Source organism: Actinomadura sp. 3N508, assembly GCF_044326375.1.
In the GTDB taxonomy this organism is placed as follows: domain Bacteria; phylum Actinomycetota; class Actinomycetes; order Streptosporangiales; family Streptosporangiaceae; genus Spirillospora.
Window position 1 is genome coordinate 152,002 of the sequence record NZ_JBIRAX010000002.1, and the last position, 16,389, is coordinate 168,390.

The 16,389-nt window shown below is 72.4% G+C and carries 17 protein-coding genes; 4 read left to right on the top strand and 13 right to left on the bottom strand.

The genetic code is table 11. From position 1 onward, the window contains the following. Window positions 1-114 precede the first annotated feature (114 nt). Window positions 115-1,260 (bottom strand): epoxide hydrolase family protein, encoded by a 1,146-nt coding sequence (locus tag ACH34S_RS07020; RefSeq protein ID WP_395951595.1) that lies wholly within the window; start codon window positions 1,258-1,260, stop codon window positions 115-117. A gap of 62 nt (window positions 1,261-1,322) precedes the next feature. Here ACH34S_RS07020 and ACH34S_RS07025 point away from each other — a divergent pair, with 62 nt between their 5' ends. Continuing rightward, a complete protein-coding gene (locus tag ACH34S_RS07025) occupies window positions 1,323-2,285 on the top strand; it encodes a helix-turn-helix transcriptional regulator (RefSeq protein WP_395951596.1) in 963 nt (320 codons plus the stop codon). An 84-nt stretch (window positions 2,286-2,369) separates the two neighbouring features. On the opposite strand, the gene ACH34S_RS07030 is transcribed toward ACH34S_RS07025, so the two are convergent. Beyond that, window positions 2,370-2,795: a hypothetical protein gene (locus ACH34S_RS07030; protein WP_395951597.1), complete on the bottom strand. Its 426-nt coding sequence runs from the start codon at window positions 2,793-2,795 to the stop codon at window positions 2,370-2,372. Window positions 2,796-2,814: 19 nt separating this feature from the next. Next, window positions 2,815-4,734, bottom strand: coding sequence for a WD40 repeat domain-containing serine/threonine protein kinase (locus tag ACH34S_RS07035; RefSeq protein ID WP_395951598.1), 1,920 nt, complete (start codon window positions 4,732-4,734; stop codon window positions 2,815-2,817). Between the two features lie 111 nt (window positions 4,735-4,845). Here ACH34S_RS07035 and ACH34S_RS07040 point away from each other — a divergent pair, with 111 nt between their 5' ends. After that, the gene (locus ACH34S_RS07040; RefSeq protein ID WP_395951599.1) at window positions 4,846-5,481 is read left to right on the top strand and encodes a DsbA family protein; all 636 of its coding nucleotides are present in this window, start codon (window positions 4,846-4,848) and stop codon (window positions 5,479-5,481) included. Window positions 5,482-5,530: 49 nt separating this feature from the next. Here ACH34S_RS07040 and ACH34S_RS07045 read toward each other — a convergent pair whose 3' ends face one another. The 3 genes from ACH34S_RS07045 to ACH34S_RS07055 are packed head-to-tail and all read right to left on the bottom strand — an operon-like array spanning window position 5,531 to window position 7,940. Further along, entirely contained in the window at window positions 5,531-6,577 is a 1,047-nt protein-coding gene (locus ACH34S_RS07045; RefSeq protein ID WP_395951600.1) for a CU044_5270 family protein, read from the bottom strand. Next, window positions 6,570-6,995, bottom strand: a complete 426-nt coding sequence (locus tag ACH34S_RS07050) for an RNA polymerase sigma factor (protein ID WP_395951601.1) — start codon at window positions 6,993-6,995, stop codon at window positions 6,570-6,572. The genes ACH34S_RS07045 and ACH34S_RS07050 overlap by 8 nt, the downstream gene beginning before the upstream one ends. Window positions 6,996-7,019: 24 nt before the next feature. Beyond that, the gene (locus ACH34S_RS07055; RefSeq protein ID WP_395951602.1) at window positions 7,020-7,940 is read right to left on the bottom strand and encodes a LysR family transcriptional regulator; all 921 of its coding nucleotides are present in this window, start codon (window positions 7,938-7,940) and stop codon (window positions 7,020-7,022) included. Between the two features lie 73 nt (window positions 7,941-8,013). On the opposite strand from ACH34S_RS07055, the gene ACH34S_RS07060 reads away from it, so the two are divergent. Both ACH34S_RS07060 and ACH34S_RS07065 read left to right on the top strand, forming a co-directional pair. Continuing rightward, the gene (locus ACH34S_RS07060) at window positions 8,014-8,361 is read left to right on the top strand and encodes a hypothetical protein (protein WP_395951603.1); all 348 of its coding nucleotides are present in this window, start codon (window positions 8,014-8,016) and stop codon (window positions 8,359-8,361) included. After that, a complete protein-coding gene (locus ACH34S_RS07065; protein WP_395951604.1) occupies window positions 8,307-8,969 on the top strand; it encodes an EamA family transporter in 663 nt (220 codons plus the stop codon). The genes ACH34S_RS07060 and ACH34S_RS07065 overlap by 55 nt, the downstream gene beginning before the upstream one ends. On the opposite strand, the gene ACH34S_RS07070 is transcribed toward ACH34S_RS07065, so the two are convergent. From ACH34S_RS07070 to ACH34S_RS07100, 7 genes are read right to left on the bottom strand one after another with little or no spacing between them, the layout of a single operon-like run. After that, window positions 8,873-10,207 carry an FAD-dependent oxidoreductase gene (locus ACH34S_RS07070; RefSeq protein WP_395951605.1) on the bottom strand — a complete coding sequence of 445 codons (1,335 nt, stop codon included), beginning with the start codon at window positions 10,205-10,207 and terminating at the stop codon, window positions 8,873-8,875. The genes ACH34S_RS07065 and ACH34S_RS07070 overlap by 97 nt on opposite strands. After that, complete coding sequence (locus tag ACH34S_RS07075; RefSeq protein ID WP_395951606.1) at window positions 10,204-11,013, bottom strand: aspartate/glutamate racemase family protein; 810 nt, start codon at window positions 11,011-11,013, stop codon at window positions 10,204-10,206. The genes ACH34S_RS07070 and ACH34S_RS07075 overlap by 4 nt, the downstream gene beginning before the upstream one ends. Continuing rightward, window positions 11,010-12,452, bottom strand: a complete 1,443-nt coding sequence (locus tag ACH34S_RS07080) for an FAD-dependent oxidoreductase (protein ID WP_395951607.1) — start codon at window positions 12,450-12,452, stop codon at window positions 11,010-11,012. Before ACH34S_RS07080 ends, ACH34S_RS07075 begins: the two co-directional genes overlap by 4 nt. A gap of 11 nt (window positions 12,453-12,463) precedes the next feature. Then, window positions 12,464-13,051 carry a cysteine hydrolase family protein gene (locus tag ACH34S_RS07085; RefSeq protein WP_395951608.1) on the bottom strand — a complete coding sequence of 196 codons (588 nt, stop codon included), beginning with the start codon at window positions 13,049-13,051 and terminating at the stop codon, window positions 12,464-12,466. A 24-nt stretch (window positions 13,052-13,075) separates the two neighbouring features. Next, a complete protein-coding gene (locus ACH34S_RS07090; protein ID WP_395951609.1) occupies window positions 13,076-13,852 on the bottom strand; it encodes an SDR family oxidoreductase in 777 nt (258 codons plus the stop codon). After that, the gene (locus ACH34S_RS07095; RefSeq protein WP_395951610.1) at window positions 13,846-15,261 is read right to left on the bottom strand and encodes an FAD-dependent oxidoreductase; all 1,416 of its coding nucleotides are present in this window, start codon (window positions 15,259-15,261) and stop codon (window positions 13,846-13,848) included. Before ACH34S_RS07095 ends, ACH34S_RS07090 begins: the two co-directional genes overlap by 7 nt. Then, window positions 15,258-16,253: an oxaloacetate decarboxylase gene (locus tag ACH34S_RS07100; RefSeq protein WP_395951611.1), complete on the bottom strand. Its 996-nt coding sequence runs from the start codon at window positions 16,251-16,253 to the stop codon at window positions 15,258-15,260. Before ACH34S_RS07100 ends, ACH34S_RS07095 begins: the two co-directional genes overlap by 4 nt. Between the last annotated feature and the right edge of the window lie 136 nt (window positions 16,254-16,389).

Sequence of the window (16,389 nt, forward strand, 5' to 3'; positions counted from 1 at the left end):
CCTCCGTCCGCTCGACGGGCAATCGGTGACGTAAAGGAGACCTCCACCCCCGCGGCCCGGTTGACCGAGAACCGCCGGAACGCCGAAAGCTGGCCTCATCCGGCCGACCAGGGGTCAGGAAATGCCGCGGAAGAAGGTGCGGATGTCGTCGGCGAGCAGTTCCGGCTCCTCCATTGCGGGGAAGTGACCGCCCTCGGCGAACTCGCTCCAGTGGCCGATCGCCTTCCACGGGTCCATCGCGCGGCGAATGAGCGGGTGGGTGTCGAACACGGCCCATCCAGACGGCACGCCGGAGCCCATGACCAGGTCGAGTCCGGAGTGCTCGGCCTCGTAGTAGAACTGCGCGCTCGACTCGCCGCTACGGGTGAACCAGTACAGGCTGATGTTCGTGAGTAGCTGGTCGCGGTCGACCGACTCGTCCGGCGTCCGGTGGGCGCCGCCGCCAGCCCTGGTCTTGAACTTCTCGGCGATCCACGCGAGCTGACCGACCGGCGAGTCGGTGAGCGCCGCGCCGATCGTGTCGGGACGGTGGTTCTGCATCAGGAGATACCCGCGGTCGGCCGCGTCCTCGGCGCGCACCGCCTCGATCTGGGCGATCTCGTCATCGGACAGACCGTCGGGGTAGGGGAACTTGTCGCCGACCAACCCGAGCAACCGGGGGTCGCATCCGATGTGCGTGCCGACTACGCGCTCCGGGTAGAGCGCCGCGAGGCGGCCGGCGATGCCCGAGCCGATGTCGGTGCCGTGGGCCGCGAACCTCTCGTAGCCGAGACGCGTCATGATCTCGGCGTAGGCATCCGTCGTCCGCGCCAGCTCCCAGCCGGTCCCTGACAGCGGGGTGGAGAACCCGAAGCCCGGCAGCGACGGGATGACCACGTGGAACTCATCGGTCAGCAGCGGGATGAGCCGCCGGTACTCGACGAACGAGCCCGGCCAGCCGTGGTTCAGGATCAGCGGGGCGGCCTCCGGGTTCGCCGACCGCGCGTGGACGACGTGGAACGTCTGGCCGTTGACGACCGTCGTGACCTGTTCGTATTCGTTGAGCTTCGCCTCCTGCGCACGCCAGTCGAACCCGTCGCGCCAGTACTCGGCGAGCTCCTTGAGGTACACCAGCGGGATGCCGCGGCTGAAGTCGGTGCGATCGTCTCGGCCCGGCACGGGGATCGGCCAGCGCGTGCGGGCCAGCCGGTTGCGCAGGTCGTCGATGTCGGCCTGCGGGACGTCGATGCGAAACGGCGTGAGCGCGTTGTTCTCGTTCATGACACCCACGCTCCTAGGCAATGCGGAAGGATAGCTTCCGCAATTGCTGGATGATGGAGAACATGTTGGAGACCTCGGCCCGCCTGCTGGAACTGCTGTCCTTGCTCCAGCTCAAGCGCGACTGGACGAGCTCCGAGCTCGCCGGCCGCCTCGGCGTGAGCACCAGGACCGTGCGCGCCGACATCGGCAGGCTGCGCTCCCTCGGCTATCCCGTGGACGCGCGCCCCGGCGTCGCGGGCGGGTACCGGCTGGCCGCCGGGACGGCGATGCCCCCGCTGCTGCTCGACGACGACGAGGCCGTCGCCGTCGCGGTCGGGCTGGGCGTGGTCGCGACCCAAAGGCTCGGCGTCGAAGAGACGTCGCTCACCGCGCTCGCGAAGCTGGAGCAGGTGCTGCCCTCGCGCCTGCGCCGGCGCGTCGAGGCGGTACGCGAGGCGACGAGCGTCGTTCCAGGGGCTCGGCCGCCGCTCGATCTCTCGGTTCTCGGCGCGGTCGCCGCCGCGATCCGCGGCCAAGAACGGCTCCGGTTCGGCTACACCAAGCCCGGGGGCGGCGAAGAGGCCCGCCACACCGAACCGCACCGGCTGGTGACCTGGGGGCCGCTCTGGTACCTGCTCGCGTGGGATCTCGACCGTGACGACTGGCGGGTCTTCCGTGTCGACCGCATGGTTCCGCGCGCACCGACCGGTGCGCGGTTCCAGCCGCGTGTGATCCCGGCGGACGATGCCGTCGACTACGTCGTCAGACGCGTCAGCAAGGCGGGCTGGAAGTACCGCGCCCGGGTACTCGTGCATGCCCCCGCCGCCAAGGTCGCCGCGAAGATCCCCATCCCGGTCGACATCGAGGTGGCCGACGAGTCCACGTGCCTTGTCGAGCTGGGTTCCGACGACCCGGACCGGCTCGCACTGTGGATGGCACAGCTCGACGCCGACATCGAGGTGATCGACGGAGACGAGCTCGCGGTGGCGTTCGATCGCCTCGCGACGAGGTTCCGCCGCGCGGCGGGCGACGCATCCACGACGTGAAACTCGGCCGCCGGTCATTCGACGATGTCGCCGAGACCCGGCGGCCGGGCCCCGTGGCTTCGCAAACTGCGGACCGCAACGCTGCTAGGGCAGTCTAATGAGCGCGAAACTGCCGCTCTGGAAGAGCGCGGTCGACGTGCCGAAGAACTTGTGCTCGTAGCGCTGGCACGGGTTGCCGAAACACGCGTCCACGTTAGCGGTCGCCTCGTAGGTGACGTTCGACTCCGGCGGACGCGCGGGCAACGAAAAGGCCTTTAGATCGACGAAAATAATGGGATCCGGCACCGCGGGTTCGACTATGTCGAAGCTCAGTTCTCTGGTGAAAGCCAGGTCGCCGATGGCGCACCGTTTCACGAAGGCGGTGAAGGTGTAGACGACCCGCTTGGTGTCGGTCCGGAAGATCCGGCTGCGGTACGTCTGGCCCGCATCGCACACCTCCCCATCCGCCGCTGCTACGGGTTCACCGAGCAATTCGGCTGCGCCGCGCTTCTGGATGTTCAGAATCGTCAATATCCTTCGACGGCTGGGCTCACCCGTCCCACATTCGCACCGACCCGTCGCTGAAGCCGGTGGCCAGGAGCAGACGTCCATTCGGCGCTTGTGGGGCGAAGGCCAGTGACTTCACTGGTCTGGTGTGGTGGGTCTGACCGAGCGGTGCCCCGGTGGCCGCGTCCCACAGCCTTACCGTTTTGTCGTCGGAACCGGTCGCCAGCAGCAGCCGACCTTCGACCGGCTGCGGCGCGAACGCCACCGCCCGCACCGGCCTGGTGTGGCCGGTCAAGGGGTGGCCGACCGGTTCTCCCGTGGTCGCGTCCCATAGCCGCACCGTCCCGTCGGCGGAGCCGGAGGCCAGGAGCAGGCGCCCGTTCACCGGCCGGGGCGCGAACGCCACGGCCCGTACTGGTCTGGTGTGGCCCGTTAGGGGTTCGCCGACTGGCTTCCTTGTGGCCGCGTCCCACAGGCGAATGGTCTTGTCGAGAGAACCCGTGGCCAGAAGTGTCCGCCCGTCGATCGGGTGCGGCGCGAACGCCACGGAGTTCACGGCCTCGGTGTGGCCGGTCAGAGGCCGGCCGACCGGCTTCCTCGTGGCCGCGTTCCACAGCCGTACCGCTTTGTCGTCCGAGCCGGTCGCCAGTAGCAGGCCTGGGCCAGGGACGGGCTGCGGCGCGAATGCCGCCGCCCGTACGGGTCTGGTGTGGCCGGTCAGGGGTTCGCCGACCGGCTTCCTGGTGACCGCGTTCCACAGCCGTACCGTTTTGTCGTCGGAGCCGGTCGCCAGCAGCAACTCTCCATCGACGGGTTTCGGCGCGAATGCCACCGCTCGCACCGGCTTGGTGTGGCCGGTCCGAGTGCGCCCGGTCGATCTTCTTGTGGTGGCCTCCCACAACCGTCCCAGCTTGGTGTCGGCGGCCTGGCCAGCTGGTTCTCCGGTGGCCGCATCCCACAGTTGCACCGTGTTGTCGTGGGAGCCGGTTGCCAGTAGCAGCCGCCCATCGACCGGGTGTGGCGCGAACGCCATCGCTTGCACCGAATTGCTCTCACCGCGCGTTGGAGCATGCGGTTCGCTGGCCCAGAGTAGGTGCCACTCTGGTTTCCAGCCCGTGTTGAGCGCAGGGACCTGCATGTGCGGTCGATCCGCGTGGCGGGAGATGGCGTGTAGGCGGTCGACTACCGCGGCCGCGGACTCGGGTCTGTGCTCGGGACTGTCAGCGAGTAGAGCGCTGATGAGGGCGTCGAGGGCCGGGGGGACGCCGGTCCGGTGAGCACCGGGCGGGTCGGAAGTGCGCGCACTGCCGGTCAGAAGGCGGTACAGGGTCGCGCCGAGGGCGTACAGGTCCGCCCGGTGGTCGACGGTGAGGCCCTGGCGCTGTTCGGGGGCCATGTAAGCGGGCGTGCCGAGGGCCGCCCCAACTCTGGTCAGGCCGCAGGTGGCGTCGTCGATGCGGGCGATCCCGAAGTCGCAGATCTTCAGCGTCCCGTCGGCCACCAGCATCAGGTTGGCGGGCTTGATGTCGCGATGCACCACACCGGCGGCGTGGACCGCGGCCAGACCCTCGCACGCCTGGACCGCGTACTCGAGGACCTGGCCGATCGGCAGGCCCTGCCCGCGAGCATCCGCCAGCAACGACCCCAGGTCGCCACCCGCCAGAAATTCCAGGACCAGGAACGGGACTATCTGGTCGTCACCGGCGCGGCGATGCTCGCCGAAGTCATGGACCGTGGCGATGTTGCGATGGTTGAGCCTGGCCGCGGCCTCACCCTCCCGCCGGAACCGGGCCATCACCTGCTCGGCCACCTGAGGGTGATCGCGCAGATCGGCACGGACCAGTTTGACCGCCACCCGGCGCCGCAGAACCTGGTCGTTCCCCTCCCACACCTCACCCATCCCGCCACCGCCCAGCCGCCGGTCCAACCGGTAGCGGCCCGCCAGCACGGTCCCCTGCTCCATGCCGCCAAAGTATCGGGACCGCGGCTTCATCGGCCGCCGCCACGGTTGACCTCAACTGTGATTGAGGTTGCACGATGGCGGCTTGTTACCTCCTCTCTGCGCGGGACGTTCATGAAGCTCGAGATTTACGCCGACGTACTGTGCCCCTGGTGCTACATCGGCAAGAGGCGCCTGACGGCCGCGTTGGCCCGGCAGCCCAGCGGCACCGACATCGACATCGTCTGGCGTGCCTACGAACTCGCGCCGGACGAAGGCCGGACCCCCGGCCCGACCGCCGCGGAGGCCATGGCCGGCTGGTGGGGTGAGCAGGCGCCTGCTCGCATCGCCCGGATCCGGTCGCTTGGCGCGGCCGAGGGCCTGGAGTTGAACCTGCATCTGGCCCGTCCGGTGAACACCTTCGACGCGCACCGGCTGGTCAAGCTCGCCGCCGACCACGGCCGGGCCGACCAGATGATGGAGTCGCTGCTGCGCGCCTACCACACCGAGGGCTGCGATGTGGCCGACGCGCAGGTCCTGCGGCGCCTGGGTGGCGAGGCCGGGCTGGACACCGGAGAGATCCGCGCTGTCCTGGACGGCGACGACTACGCCGATGAGGTGCGCGCCGACCGGCGCCGCGCGGTGGAGCACGGTGTCACCGGCGTGCCCAGCCTCGTGATCGGTGGCCGCCCGCCGGTCCCCGGAGTCCAGCCCGTCGCCGATCTGCAGGCGCTCCTGCGGGAGGCCCGACCGGCTCACCCGTCGTCCTGACCGAGCCCCGCAGGCCGGACGGTCTGCGGGGCGGTCGCCGGTCGCGTGGTCAGCCGGTCTCGGCGGGGCGGTACTCCGGGACGGTGTCGGTCCAGCCGTAGGAGACGACGGCGTCGTAGGAGACCCGGTCGCCGGCCTTGAAACCCTTCCAGTCCGGGCCCGGCTTGATCAGGACGGTTTCGAGGGCGAGCAGCCGCCCGGACGAGGCGTCGATGACCAGCCGCTCCTCGGTGTCCGCGCCGGGGGTGGGGCGGGCGATCGCCGTTCCGCGCCGGCCCAGCGGGTCGGTGACGGGGCCGATGACGCGCAGGCCGGGGTCGGCGGCGAGCATCCGGTACGCCGCGCCCAGCACCCGGGGCGGCACCGGCGCCGTCCCGATCTTCTGGATGTTGCCGAAGAGCCACTCGCCGGGCTCGATCCGGAAGCCAGGCCCGTTCGCCTTCGTGGTGCGCTCGAGGGCGTCGTCGAGGAAGCGCTTCAGCGCCGCGGGCTCGGCCGGCAGGCGGCGGACGTCCGGCGCGGTGATCCCCTCCCAGTCCGCCAGGCGGTACGCCTCCCCGCCCTTCACCCTGGTCCGCGTCCATTCGGTCGGGCCGGCGTCGCCGCGCGCGGGGGCGCCGCGCGGGCCCACGACCACGGGGCCTCCGGCCGGGGCGGGGCCGAGGTCCCGGCGGCCGAGGTCGCGGTGGGCGATCCACGCCTCGCGGCCCGGTCCCGCGTCCCAGAGCCCGATCTGCTTGAAGGTGTCGAACGCGTGGCCGCCGGCGGTCACCAGCATGCGTTCCTGGCGCACCACCGACCAGTACCGGCCCTTGGCGGCCGGGGCCCGCTCGGCCTTGGACGCGACGGACAGCAGGACGGTCCTGGCCGTCGGCGCCGGGCCGGCCGGCCCTTGCGGCGCCGTCCCGCCGGGGAGGACGGCGACCGCCGCGACAACCGCGACCACCGCGCCGAGGCCGGTGAGCGGCCAGGTCAGGCGGCGGACGCGCCGGGCGGGACGGTGGATCTCGCGCACCAGCCGGTCGCGGCCCGCGGCGGCGCTCCTCTCGGACGGCTCCTCCGCCAGCGCCGCGCCGATCATCTGCAGCTCATCCATGGTCGAGTCCTTCCTGCCTGAGCGTGGTGCGGAGCTTCTTGCGGGCGCGGCTGAGCCGGGAACCCACCGTGCCGTACGAGACGTCCAGCGCCTGGGCGATCTCCTCGTGGGTGAACCCGCTGAGCGCCACGAGCAGCACGACGTCTCGTTCCTGCGGGGACAGCGCGGCCAGCGCCCGGCCGATCCGGGGCTGCATCCCCTCGGCGGTCACCCAGCTCACGACCCGGTCCTCGTGGCTGCCCGCCGCGGGTTCCGCGGCCACCCGGGCCAGTGCCCGGTAGCGCCGGGCCTCGGCGCGCCGGTGCTGCGCGACCAGCTTGGTGGCGATGCCGAACAGCCAGGGCCGCACGGCGCCCTGCGCCGCGTCGAACGCCCCTCCTGGCTCATGGATCCTCCGGGGGGTCGGGACGATGGTCACCCCGTACTCCGCCGGACCCCCCGATCACTTTCCCGCCCGCTCACCGCCCTCGATGGTTCGCGCGGCGTCCTGGAGGGCCGCGAGGCCGTGGGCGATCGGTGGCTGGCGTTCGCTGCCCCGGCGGACGCAGGTGACGATGCGGCGCACCGGCACCACCTCGCCCCGCAGCGGCACGCGGACGGTCCCGTCGTCCGGTGGCAGCGGCGCGAGCCGCGGCACCAGGCCGACCCCGAACCCGTGCGCGACGAGAGCGGAGACCGCGAACCACTCGTAGGCCTCGTGGACGATCCGCGGCGCGAACCCGGCGGCCGAGCACGAGGCGAGCATCAGCCGGTGCTGGTCGGAGCGGTCCGGTGAGCCGATCCAGGGCTCCTCCGCGGCGTCGGCGAGCCGTGCCGTGCCGGCGGCGAGGTGGTGCCCGGCCGGGACGAGCAGGTCCTGCGGCTCGGCCAGCAGGGGCCACTGGCCGAAGCGGGTGTCACCGGGCGCGGGCGTGTGCGCGCTCGGGATGAAGACCGCGATGTCGGCGCGCCGGGCCAGCAGGAGGTGGGCGGCGTCGTCGCTCTCCCTCTCGCTCATGTGGACGGTGAGGCGCGGATGCTCCCGCCGGAGTGTCGCGGCGGCGGGCGCGACGAGCGCCGCCAGCGCGCTGGACACGCTGCAGAACCGGACCTGCCCGGACGTGCCCTCCCGGTGCTCGGCCAGATCGGCGCGGGCCTGTTCCCACTGGGCGTGCAGGACGTCGGCGTGGCGCAGGACCGTCCGCGCCGCAGGTGTCAGCCGCACCCGCCGCCCCTGTGCCTGCAGCAAGTCCACGCCGAGGTCGCGGGCGAGCTGGCGGAGCTGCTGCGACACGGTCGAAGGGGTGAGGTGCAGCGCCTCGGCGGCCGTGACCGTGCCGCGCTCGGCCAGGACCCGGAGCGTCTGGAGACGGGGATCGACCATACGGCCATTCAACATGGTTCCGTTCGGAATCTTTCGATGGACCCGAACGATCGGGTGATCGCAGACTGGCCGCATGACCGCGACGATGCAGCCGGCCGCGCGCCCCGGCGGCGGGCGGAGCGGGCGATCCCGCGTCCCGGGCCCGGCGCTGGTCCTTGGCAGCGTGGTCTCGATACAGGCCGGGATGGCCTGCGGGAAGGGGCTGTTCGCGTCCGTCGGACCGGCCGGTGTGGTGGCGCTCCGGCTGGGGTTCGCCGCGCTGATCCTTCTGCTGCTCTGGCGGCCCCGGCCGCCGCGCCGGGAGTCGTTCGGCCTGGTCGCCGCGCTCGGCAGGCCATCGCCGGAATGCATCTCATCTTCCCGGCGATGGAGCGGCTGCCGGTCGGGGTCGCGTCGGCGTTCCAGTACCTCGGCCCGCTGACGCTGGCGCTGCTCCGCGCGCGCCGGAGGCGTGACCTGCTGCAGGCCGCGGTCGCGGGCGCGGGCGTGCTGCTCCTGCACGGCCCGGCGGGCGGCCCGCTCTCCCTCACCGGAGCCGCGTTCGCCCTCGGATCGGGCGCCTGCATGGCGGCCTATCTCGTCCTCAACAAGAGCGCCGGCGCGCGGGCGGCGGACGGCGCGCCGTTGGCCTGGGCGGTCGCCTTCGCGGCCCTGCTTACCCTCCCGCTGGCGCCGCTCGCCGGTCGCGAACCGGCGCGGCCCGGCCTGCTCGCGGCCGGGCTGGGCGTCGCGGTCCTGTCCGCGGTCGTTCCGTGGTCGCTCGACATGGCGGCGCTGCGCCGCCTGCCCGCCGGCGTGGTCGCCGTGCTGGTGAGCCTCGAACCCGCCGCGGGCGCGGTCGCCGGGCTCGTCCTGCTCGGCGAGCACCTCACGTGGTCCGGCTGGGCGGCGATCGGCTGCATCTCCGCCGCCTGCGCGGGCGCCTCCCTCGGCTACGGCGCGCGGCGCCGGCCGTGTCCGGTGGCGAGGTCGTTGCCTACGAGCCAGCCCATTCCGAAGGCCGAGAGCAGACCGTTGCCGGACAGGTAGCCGTCGGAGTGAGCGCCCGCCAGGCCGCAGGCGGTGCCGCCGCCCGCGTACAGGCCGGGGATGGGGTCGCCCGTGGCGGTCAGGACGCGGCCGGACGGGTCGATCACGAGCCCGCCCTGGGTGGCGAGCAGGCCGTGGGTGACCCAGGCCAGGTGGTACGGCGCGGTGAGGTGCCGGCGGCCTGGGAGGGGCGTGAGGGCCTTTTCGGTTTGCTGCGGTGTGCGGTGCAGGGACGCGGCCAGGGCCTCGATGGTGGGCCGGTCGTGGATGGCGCCCGCGGCGAGGCATTCGCGCATCATCTCCGACTCGCGGGTGGCGGCCATGGCGGTGGCGTCCCAGATCATCGCGGCTCGTTCGCCCGGCTGGTGCCGCAGGACGCCCGCCATGGACGAGTAGCCCTTCGACTCCTCGTCGACGAAGCGCTCGCCGTGCAGGTTGACCAGGACGGCTCCGTTGAACGGCAGCGCCGGGGACACGCGGGTGCCGTGGTCGACGACGACCAGGCCGGAGCGCAGGGCGGCTCCCATGTTCCGCGGCTGGGCGCCCAGGCGCAGTGCCCAGCCGAGCGCGTCGCCGGTGGAGGTGGAGACTCCGCCATAGAAGGGCGTGCCGAGGTGGGGCAGGTGTTCCTTGAGCAGTGCGTGGTTTCCCGCGAAACCGTCGGCGGCGAGCACGACGGCGCCGGCCCGGATTCGCTGGACGGAGCCGTTCTGGGAGACGACGATTCCGGTGACGTCGCCTAGGAGGTCGGTTACGGGGGCCTCGTCCACGAAGGCGATGTTGTCGCGCCTTTCGAGGAGGGCGCGCAGGTGGCGCATGAGGCGGGCGCCGCCCTGGCGTCCGGTGTCGGTGTGCAGGCGGCGGGCCGTCATTCCGGCCCTGGGCATGTCGGTGCCGAGCTCGATGGGATAACCGGTGTCGGCGATCCAGTGCACCATTTCCGGGGCCGCCGTGCAGAGTGCCTCCACTACCGGACGCCATTCCTCGTCGCCGCTGGCGCGCAGGATGTCCTCGGCGTGCCGTTCCGGCGAGTCCTCGATTCCGGCGGCGGCCTGCCAGCGGGTGCCTCCGGCTGCGAGAGAACCCGAGGAGATGGCGGCGTTGCATCCCTCGCGGGTGGACTTCTCGAAGACGGCGACGGTCAGGGAGGGGTCGCGCGCCGCGCGAAGGGCGGTCATCACGCCGCAGGCCCCGCCGCCGACGACGGCGACGTCCACTTCGGCGTCCCAGGCGGTCATCCCAGGGTCCTCGACGTCCCGTAGAAGTTGCGGGCGGCGTCGACCAGGGGACGGGGCGGGCGCGCGCCGTAGAAGCCCGTGCGCGCCGGGGCCAGGCCGGTGGCGCGGAACTGCTCGGCGCGGAGTTCCGCGACGCGGACGCAGGTGCCGAGGGAGTCCAGCACCGGGACGTCGTCGACCCGGGAGATCCCCTGGTCGGCGAGGAACACGTTGAGCGGCCCCTCGCCGGGGACGATGACGTTCGCGCCCGCCTCGATCGCCTTCCGCGCGGCACGGGTGAAGGCGTCGAGGAGCGGCCCTGGGTCGGCGTAGGCGGCCATCACGTCGGCGAACTCCGCGTCCACCTGGACGATGGGGCCGACGAGCGGATCCAGCCGGTAGCCGCGCATGTTCCGGCGCAGTTGCGGTTCGAGGGCGCCGATGAAGTTGACGATCCCGACGCGGTCGCCGAGCTGGGCGGCCATCAGGACCGACGTCTGGCCGAACGCGATGACCGGGATGTCGATGAGCGTCCGGACCTTCTCGTACGCGGTGTCGGGGATGGTCGCGATCAGGAAGGCGTCGTATCCCTCGTCCTCGGCCTGGAGCGCCGCGTGCACGAACTGCTCCTCGTGGAGCCCGGCGAGGTAGGCGTAGCCGATGTGCGTCCCCGGATAGTCGGACGGGTACGTGCCCGGCCTCATCCCGTGGAGGTCGATCTCGGTGCCGGGCCGCGCCTGCGAGCGCAGATGCCGGGCCAGGGCGTCGCGGTAGTGCGGGACGTCGTCCAGGACCGTGAACGACTGGTGCCAGATCCGCATGCTCATGCCCCCGCGGCGGCGTTCTCGCCCGCGATGCGCCCGAACGTCGCGCCGCGCAGGACCGAGGTGGAGCCGGTGTAGTTCGAGTAGTACAGCCCGGTCAGCTCCCCGGCCGCGTACAGGCCGGGCATGGGACGGCCGTCGCGGTCCACGACCTCGGCGGAAGCGGTGGTCTTGAGCCCGCCGAAGCTGAAGACGTTCGCCGCCATGATCGGGTAGGCCGCGAACGGCCCGTCCGCGATGGGACGGCTCCAGTTCGACTTCGCGGGGACGAGCCCGCTGGTCGAGAGCCCGTCGGGACGGGTGTGGTCGAAACCGTCCGGGGGCGGGCAGGCCGCGTTGTACGCCGAGATGGTCGACTCCAGGGTCGCGGCGGGAAGCTCCAGCCGCCGCGCCAGATCGCCGATGGTGCCGGCGGTGACCGGCGCGACGTCGGTGCGCACCCCGGCCATCAGGTTCGGCACCGCCAGGCCCCGCTGGTCGAGGATCACCCAGGCGATCCCGCCGGGCTGGTCCTGGATGGAGCGGGTCGTGCGCTCGTACCAGGCGTCGACGGTGCCGCGCGCCTCGTCCACGAACCGCCGTCCCTCCGCGTTGACCAGCACGCCGTAGGGGAAGCAGAAGATCGCGGCTTCGGGCTCGCCGCTGCGCGGGTCGACCGGTTCGGCGTGGAAGAGCGCGAAGTTCCCGGCGGTGGCGGCGCCGAGCGCGAGCGCCATCTCCAGCCCTTCGCCCTTGTTGTAGTTGCCGCCCCTGGCGACGGGGCGGCAGGTCAGCGCCCGGTCGCCGTGGTAGCGGGCCATCAGCTCGAAGTTCCCCTGGTAGCCGCCGCTGGCCAGGACGACCGCGCCCTTGAACTCCGCCGGGCCGGTGGGAGTGTGCGCGAACACGCCGCCGGCGCCCTGCCCGGACGGGATGAGCCGCCGGGCCGTGGTCTCGAAACGGAACTCGGCCCCGAGCCCGCGGGCGGCCTTGCCCATCGTCTCCACGATGGCGAGCCCGCCGCCGACCGGCGCCATCCGGGTGGTCGACCGGGTGAGGAACGGGGTCGGCATGAAGTCGAACCGCACGCCGTGCGCGGACATCCAGCGCAGCGTCGGCGGCGCCTTCTCGGCCAGCGTCGCGACGTAGTCGGGGTCGACGGTGTGGGTGGCGCGGTAGAGGGCGCTCTGCCGTCGCGGCGGGAGCGCGGCGTCGTTGACGATGGACGGGTCGGGGTGGCCCATGAAGTCGTCGACGAGGGCGTCCTCGAAGCCGTCCGCGACCTCGTCCAGCGACTTCATGCGCAGGAACGCCTCGGTGTAGCGGGTGTTGCCGCCGGTCTCGGCCTCCGGGGAGCGCTCCAGGACCGCGACGCGGGCGCCGTTCTCCGCCGCCGCGACGGCGGCGGACAGGCCCGCGACTCCCCCGCCGACCACGACGACGTCATAGGTGTGGGACTGCACGACCGCCTCCCTCAGAACCCGAGCTCGGCGGAGCCGATAACGGAACCGAAGAGCGGCAGCATGTTCGTCACGGAGAACTCGTGGAAGTCCGGGCGGAACGAAGCGCACATGTCCTCGACCACCGTCACCTGGAGGCCGGAGTCGGACGCGTGCCGCGCCGCCGACTCGACCACCAGGTTCGTCGCGACGCCGCCGAGGACGACCTCCGTGATCCCTTCGGCGGCCAGCAGGTCGCGCAGCGGCGTCCCGACGAACGGGTCGACGCAGCCCTTGTCGATGACGGGCTCGCCCGCCTCCGGAGCGAGCGTCTTCACGATCTGCGCCTCCGGCGAATCGGCGAGCATCGCGCGCTGCTCCTCGTAGGGGTCGAAGCGCGGCAGCCGGTTGGTGCGCAGCTTGTAGGACGGGTCGAACGCGAGCCGCACGTGCACGACGAGCGTCCCGGCCGCGCGGGCGGCGGTCAGCACCCGCTCCGCCGTCGCCAGGACGCCGCGTTCGGCGATCTGCGCGGCGAGCGGCGGCATCCGCAGGTGCGGACCCTCCTCGCATAGCGCGACCTGGTAGTCGAGCATGAGCAGGGCCTTCTTGGCGGCGGTCATCACAGTCTCCTCGATCGGAAGGGGTTACCAGGCGGACCAGCCGCCGTCCACGTACACGACCTGCCCGGTCATGTACGCGGCGGCGGGGCTCGCGAGCAGCAGCAGGGGGCCGGCGAAGTCGGTGTCGGGGTCGCCGAGGCGGCCGAGCATGGTGCGGTCGCCGAACCACTTCAGCCGGTCGGGCCGGTCGCCGAGCGCGGCGGTCATCTGCGTGGGGTAGAAGACGCCTGGGGCCAGGCAGTTGACGGTGACGCCGTGCGGGCCGAGTTCGGCGGCGAGCGCCCGCGTCACGTTCACGACCCCGGCCTTGGACGCGTAGTACGCCGACTCCGGCACGGGCCCGACGCGTTCGGCGTAGACGGTGGTGAGGTTGACGATGCGCCCGCCCTGTCCCTGCCGGGTGAGGGCCTTGCCCGCTTCGCGCCCGACCAGCCAGGTGCCGGTGAGGTTGACGCGGACGACGCGCTCGAACTCCTCCACCGTCGTCTCGTCGTAAGGTTTGCGCAGCATGACGCCCGCAGCGTTGACGATGATGTCGAGCCGTCCGTGCTCGGCGACGGCCGCCTCGAATAGAGCCGTGACGGACGCCTCGTCGGTGACGTCGACCTCGTGCGGGCTCGCCCCGCAGGCGCTCGCGGTGGCGGCGAGGTCGGCGGCGCGCGACGCCAGGTCGGCGGCGGCGACCCGTGCGCCCGCGTCCGCGAGGGCCCGCGCCGCGCGCTCCCCGAGACCGCCGGACGCCGCGCCCACCACCAGCGCCACCTGCCCGGACAGGTCGAACAGCTCCGCCGGCCTCACCATTCGAGCTCGCTTTCCTCGGTAGCGGCGCGGATGCCTGCGAGGCGTCCGAAGACGCCCGACTTTCCGATGGACGTGCCGGTCATGTAGCCCGCGCCGTGGAACCCGCCGGTGATCTCCCCGGCCGCGTAGAGGCGTCCGATCGGCGCGCCCCACCAGTCGAGGACGCGCATTCGCGTGTCGACCGTGAGCCCGCAGTACGTGGCGAGCACGACCGTGCCCGACGGGTGCGCGTAATAGGGTGGGCGGTCGATCGGCGCCGGCTTCCCGACTCCGCCGGAGAGGTGGGCTCGCCCGAATGGATCTGGGCGGCCCTGCAGAATCGCCTCGTTGTATTCCTCGACGGTGCGCTGCAAGGACCCTTCGGGAAGGCCGATCTCGGCTTCGAGTTCCGCGATAGTGCCGGCCTTGGCGAGCATTCCGGCGCGCTCGCGTCCGGCGAACTCGTAGATCGGGACCTCGTCGTTGGCCTGCGCCATCGTCCGGGAGTCGAAGACCTGCCAGGTGGTCACGCCCGGCTGGGCGAGCGCGGCGTCCCCGATCTCCTTGTAGTTCTTCGATTCGTCCACGAACCGGCGCCCTTCGCGGTTGACCGCGATGGCGCCCTTGTAGACGGCGAGGATTCCGGTGCCGTCCTCGTCCGGGTGCTCGACGTGATAATGGCCGTAGGTGCCTTTGATGTAAGGGGTGTCGCGCAGCCCGGCGCCCAGCGCCATGGCCATCTTCAGGCCGTCGCCCTGGTTGCCCGCACCGCCCTGGCGCAGCGCGTGCTCCATTTGCGGCGCGAACGTGGCGAGCAGTTCCGGGTTCATGGAGAACCCGCCGGTGGCGAGGACGACCGCGTCCGCGCGGACCTCGCGCCCGTCCGCCAGCCGGACGCCGGTGACCCGCGAGCCGTCGTGCAGCAGCCGGTCCCCGGCCGCGTCGAACATGATCCGGGCGCCCCGCGCACCGGCCGCCTTGAGCAGCAGTTCCAGCATGCGGGTGGTGTCGGCGGGATGGCTGCGCGGCGCCGACTGGCCCGACGCCGCGTGGATCTCGCCGTACCGGACGCCGTGCCCCTTCAGCCAGCGGTACGTCTCCAGCTGATGCTCGCAGTACAGGTCTACGAGCGCCGGATCGTTGCGGTGTTTGCCGACGTCGAGCAGATCCTTGCGGAGCAGGTCGACGGAGTCGGCGATGCCCTGCTCGGCCTGCTCGTCCGTCCCGGCGAAGGCGGAGAGCCCGGCGGACTTCACGGTGGAGCCGCCGATCGCGCCGGTCTTCTCCAGCAGGAGTGCGTACCGTCCCGCTTCGGCGGCGGCCAGCAGCGCGGCGCATCCCGCGAGCCCCGCGCCCAGCACCAGGACGCCGACGCGCTCGGGCGGCTCGGTCTCGACCGGCAGGCCGGTGGCGCCGGTGCCGCCGTTCACCCGAGCTTCCCGTACTCGCGGTCCAGTGCGCTTTCCGCGGCGGTGAAGCGCGGCAGGTTGAACAGCTCCTGGCGCTGCGCCCAGCCGGCCATCCGCCCGGTCCGGGACGCGGTCTCGCCGTGCTCGCGCAGGTGCGCCAGCGCCTCGCGTCCGGCGAAGTGCATCGAGCGCATCAGGTAGTTGGCGAACAGCACGACCGCGAACCCGAGTTCCGCGTACTCCGCGACCGTGAGCTGCGGGGTCTTGCCGCCCTCGACGACGTTGACGACCAGCGGGACGCCGGCCAGCTCGCGCCCGACGCGGGCCAGCTCGTCGACCGTCCGGGGCGCCTCGACGAACACAACGTCGGCGCCCGCCTCGGCGTAGGCGCGGCCCCGCTCGATCGCCTCGTCGATGCCGTACACGGAGCGGGCGTCGGTGCGCGCGATGATCACCAGCGCGTCGTCCGTCCGCGCCGTGCGGGCCGCCGCGATCTTGGTCTGCATGTGCCCGGACGGGATCAGCGCGTGCGAGTCGAAATGCCCGCACCGTTTCGGGGACTCCTGGTCCTCGAGTTGGAGGCCCGCGACCCCGGCGCGCTCCAGCAGCCGGACGGTGCGCATCGCGGCGAGCGGCCCGCCGTAGCCGGTGTCGGCGTCGCAGATCAGCGGGACGCGGGTCGCCTCGGTGAGCCGCCCGGCGTGGGCGGCGACCTCCGCCTGGGAGATCAGCCCGATGTCGGGCAGCCCGTAGCCGGCGTTGGCCAGCCCTGCGCCGGTCGCGTACGCGGCGGCGAAGCCCGCCTCCTCGGTGAGCCGGGCGCCGAGCGCGTCGGTCACGCCGGGCAGCACCAGCGGCTCGCCTGCCGCGCCGGGGACGGCCGCCGCCAGCGCGGCGCGCAGCGCGAGCCGCTTGTCGCGGGCGCTCGGGCCGGGCCCGACTCCGGTCAGCGACGCGAGCAGGCCCGGCTCCGGCTCCCAGGGCGGGGTGTGCGGCACGGCGAGCTCCTCCATGTAGTGATTGCTACAGAACTTAACCGTGACATCAGTCACCGCCTAAGCGCAACCTCGGGGGCGGGCTCCGATCTCCGCAGAGATCACTGCGGGCGCGGTCACGATTTACCGCCCGACCTCTTGCGTTCCCCGGAGC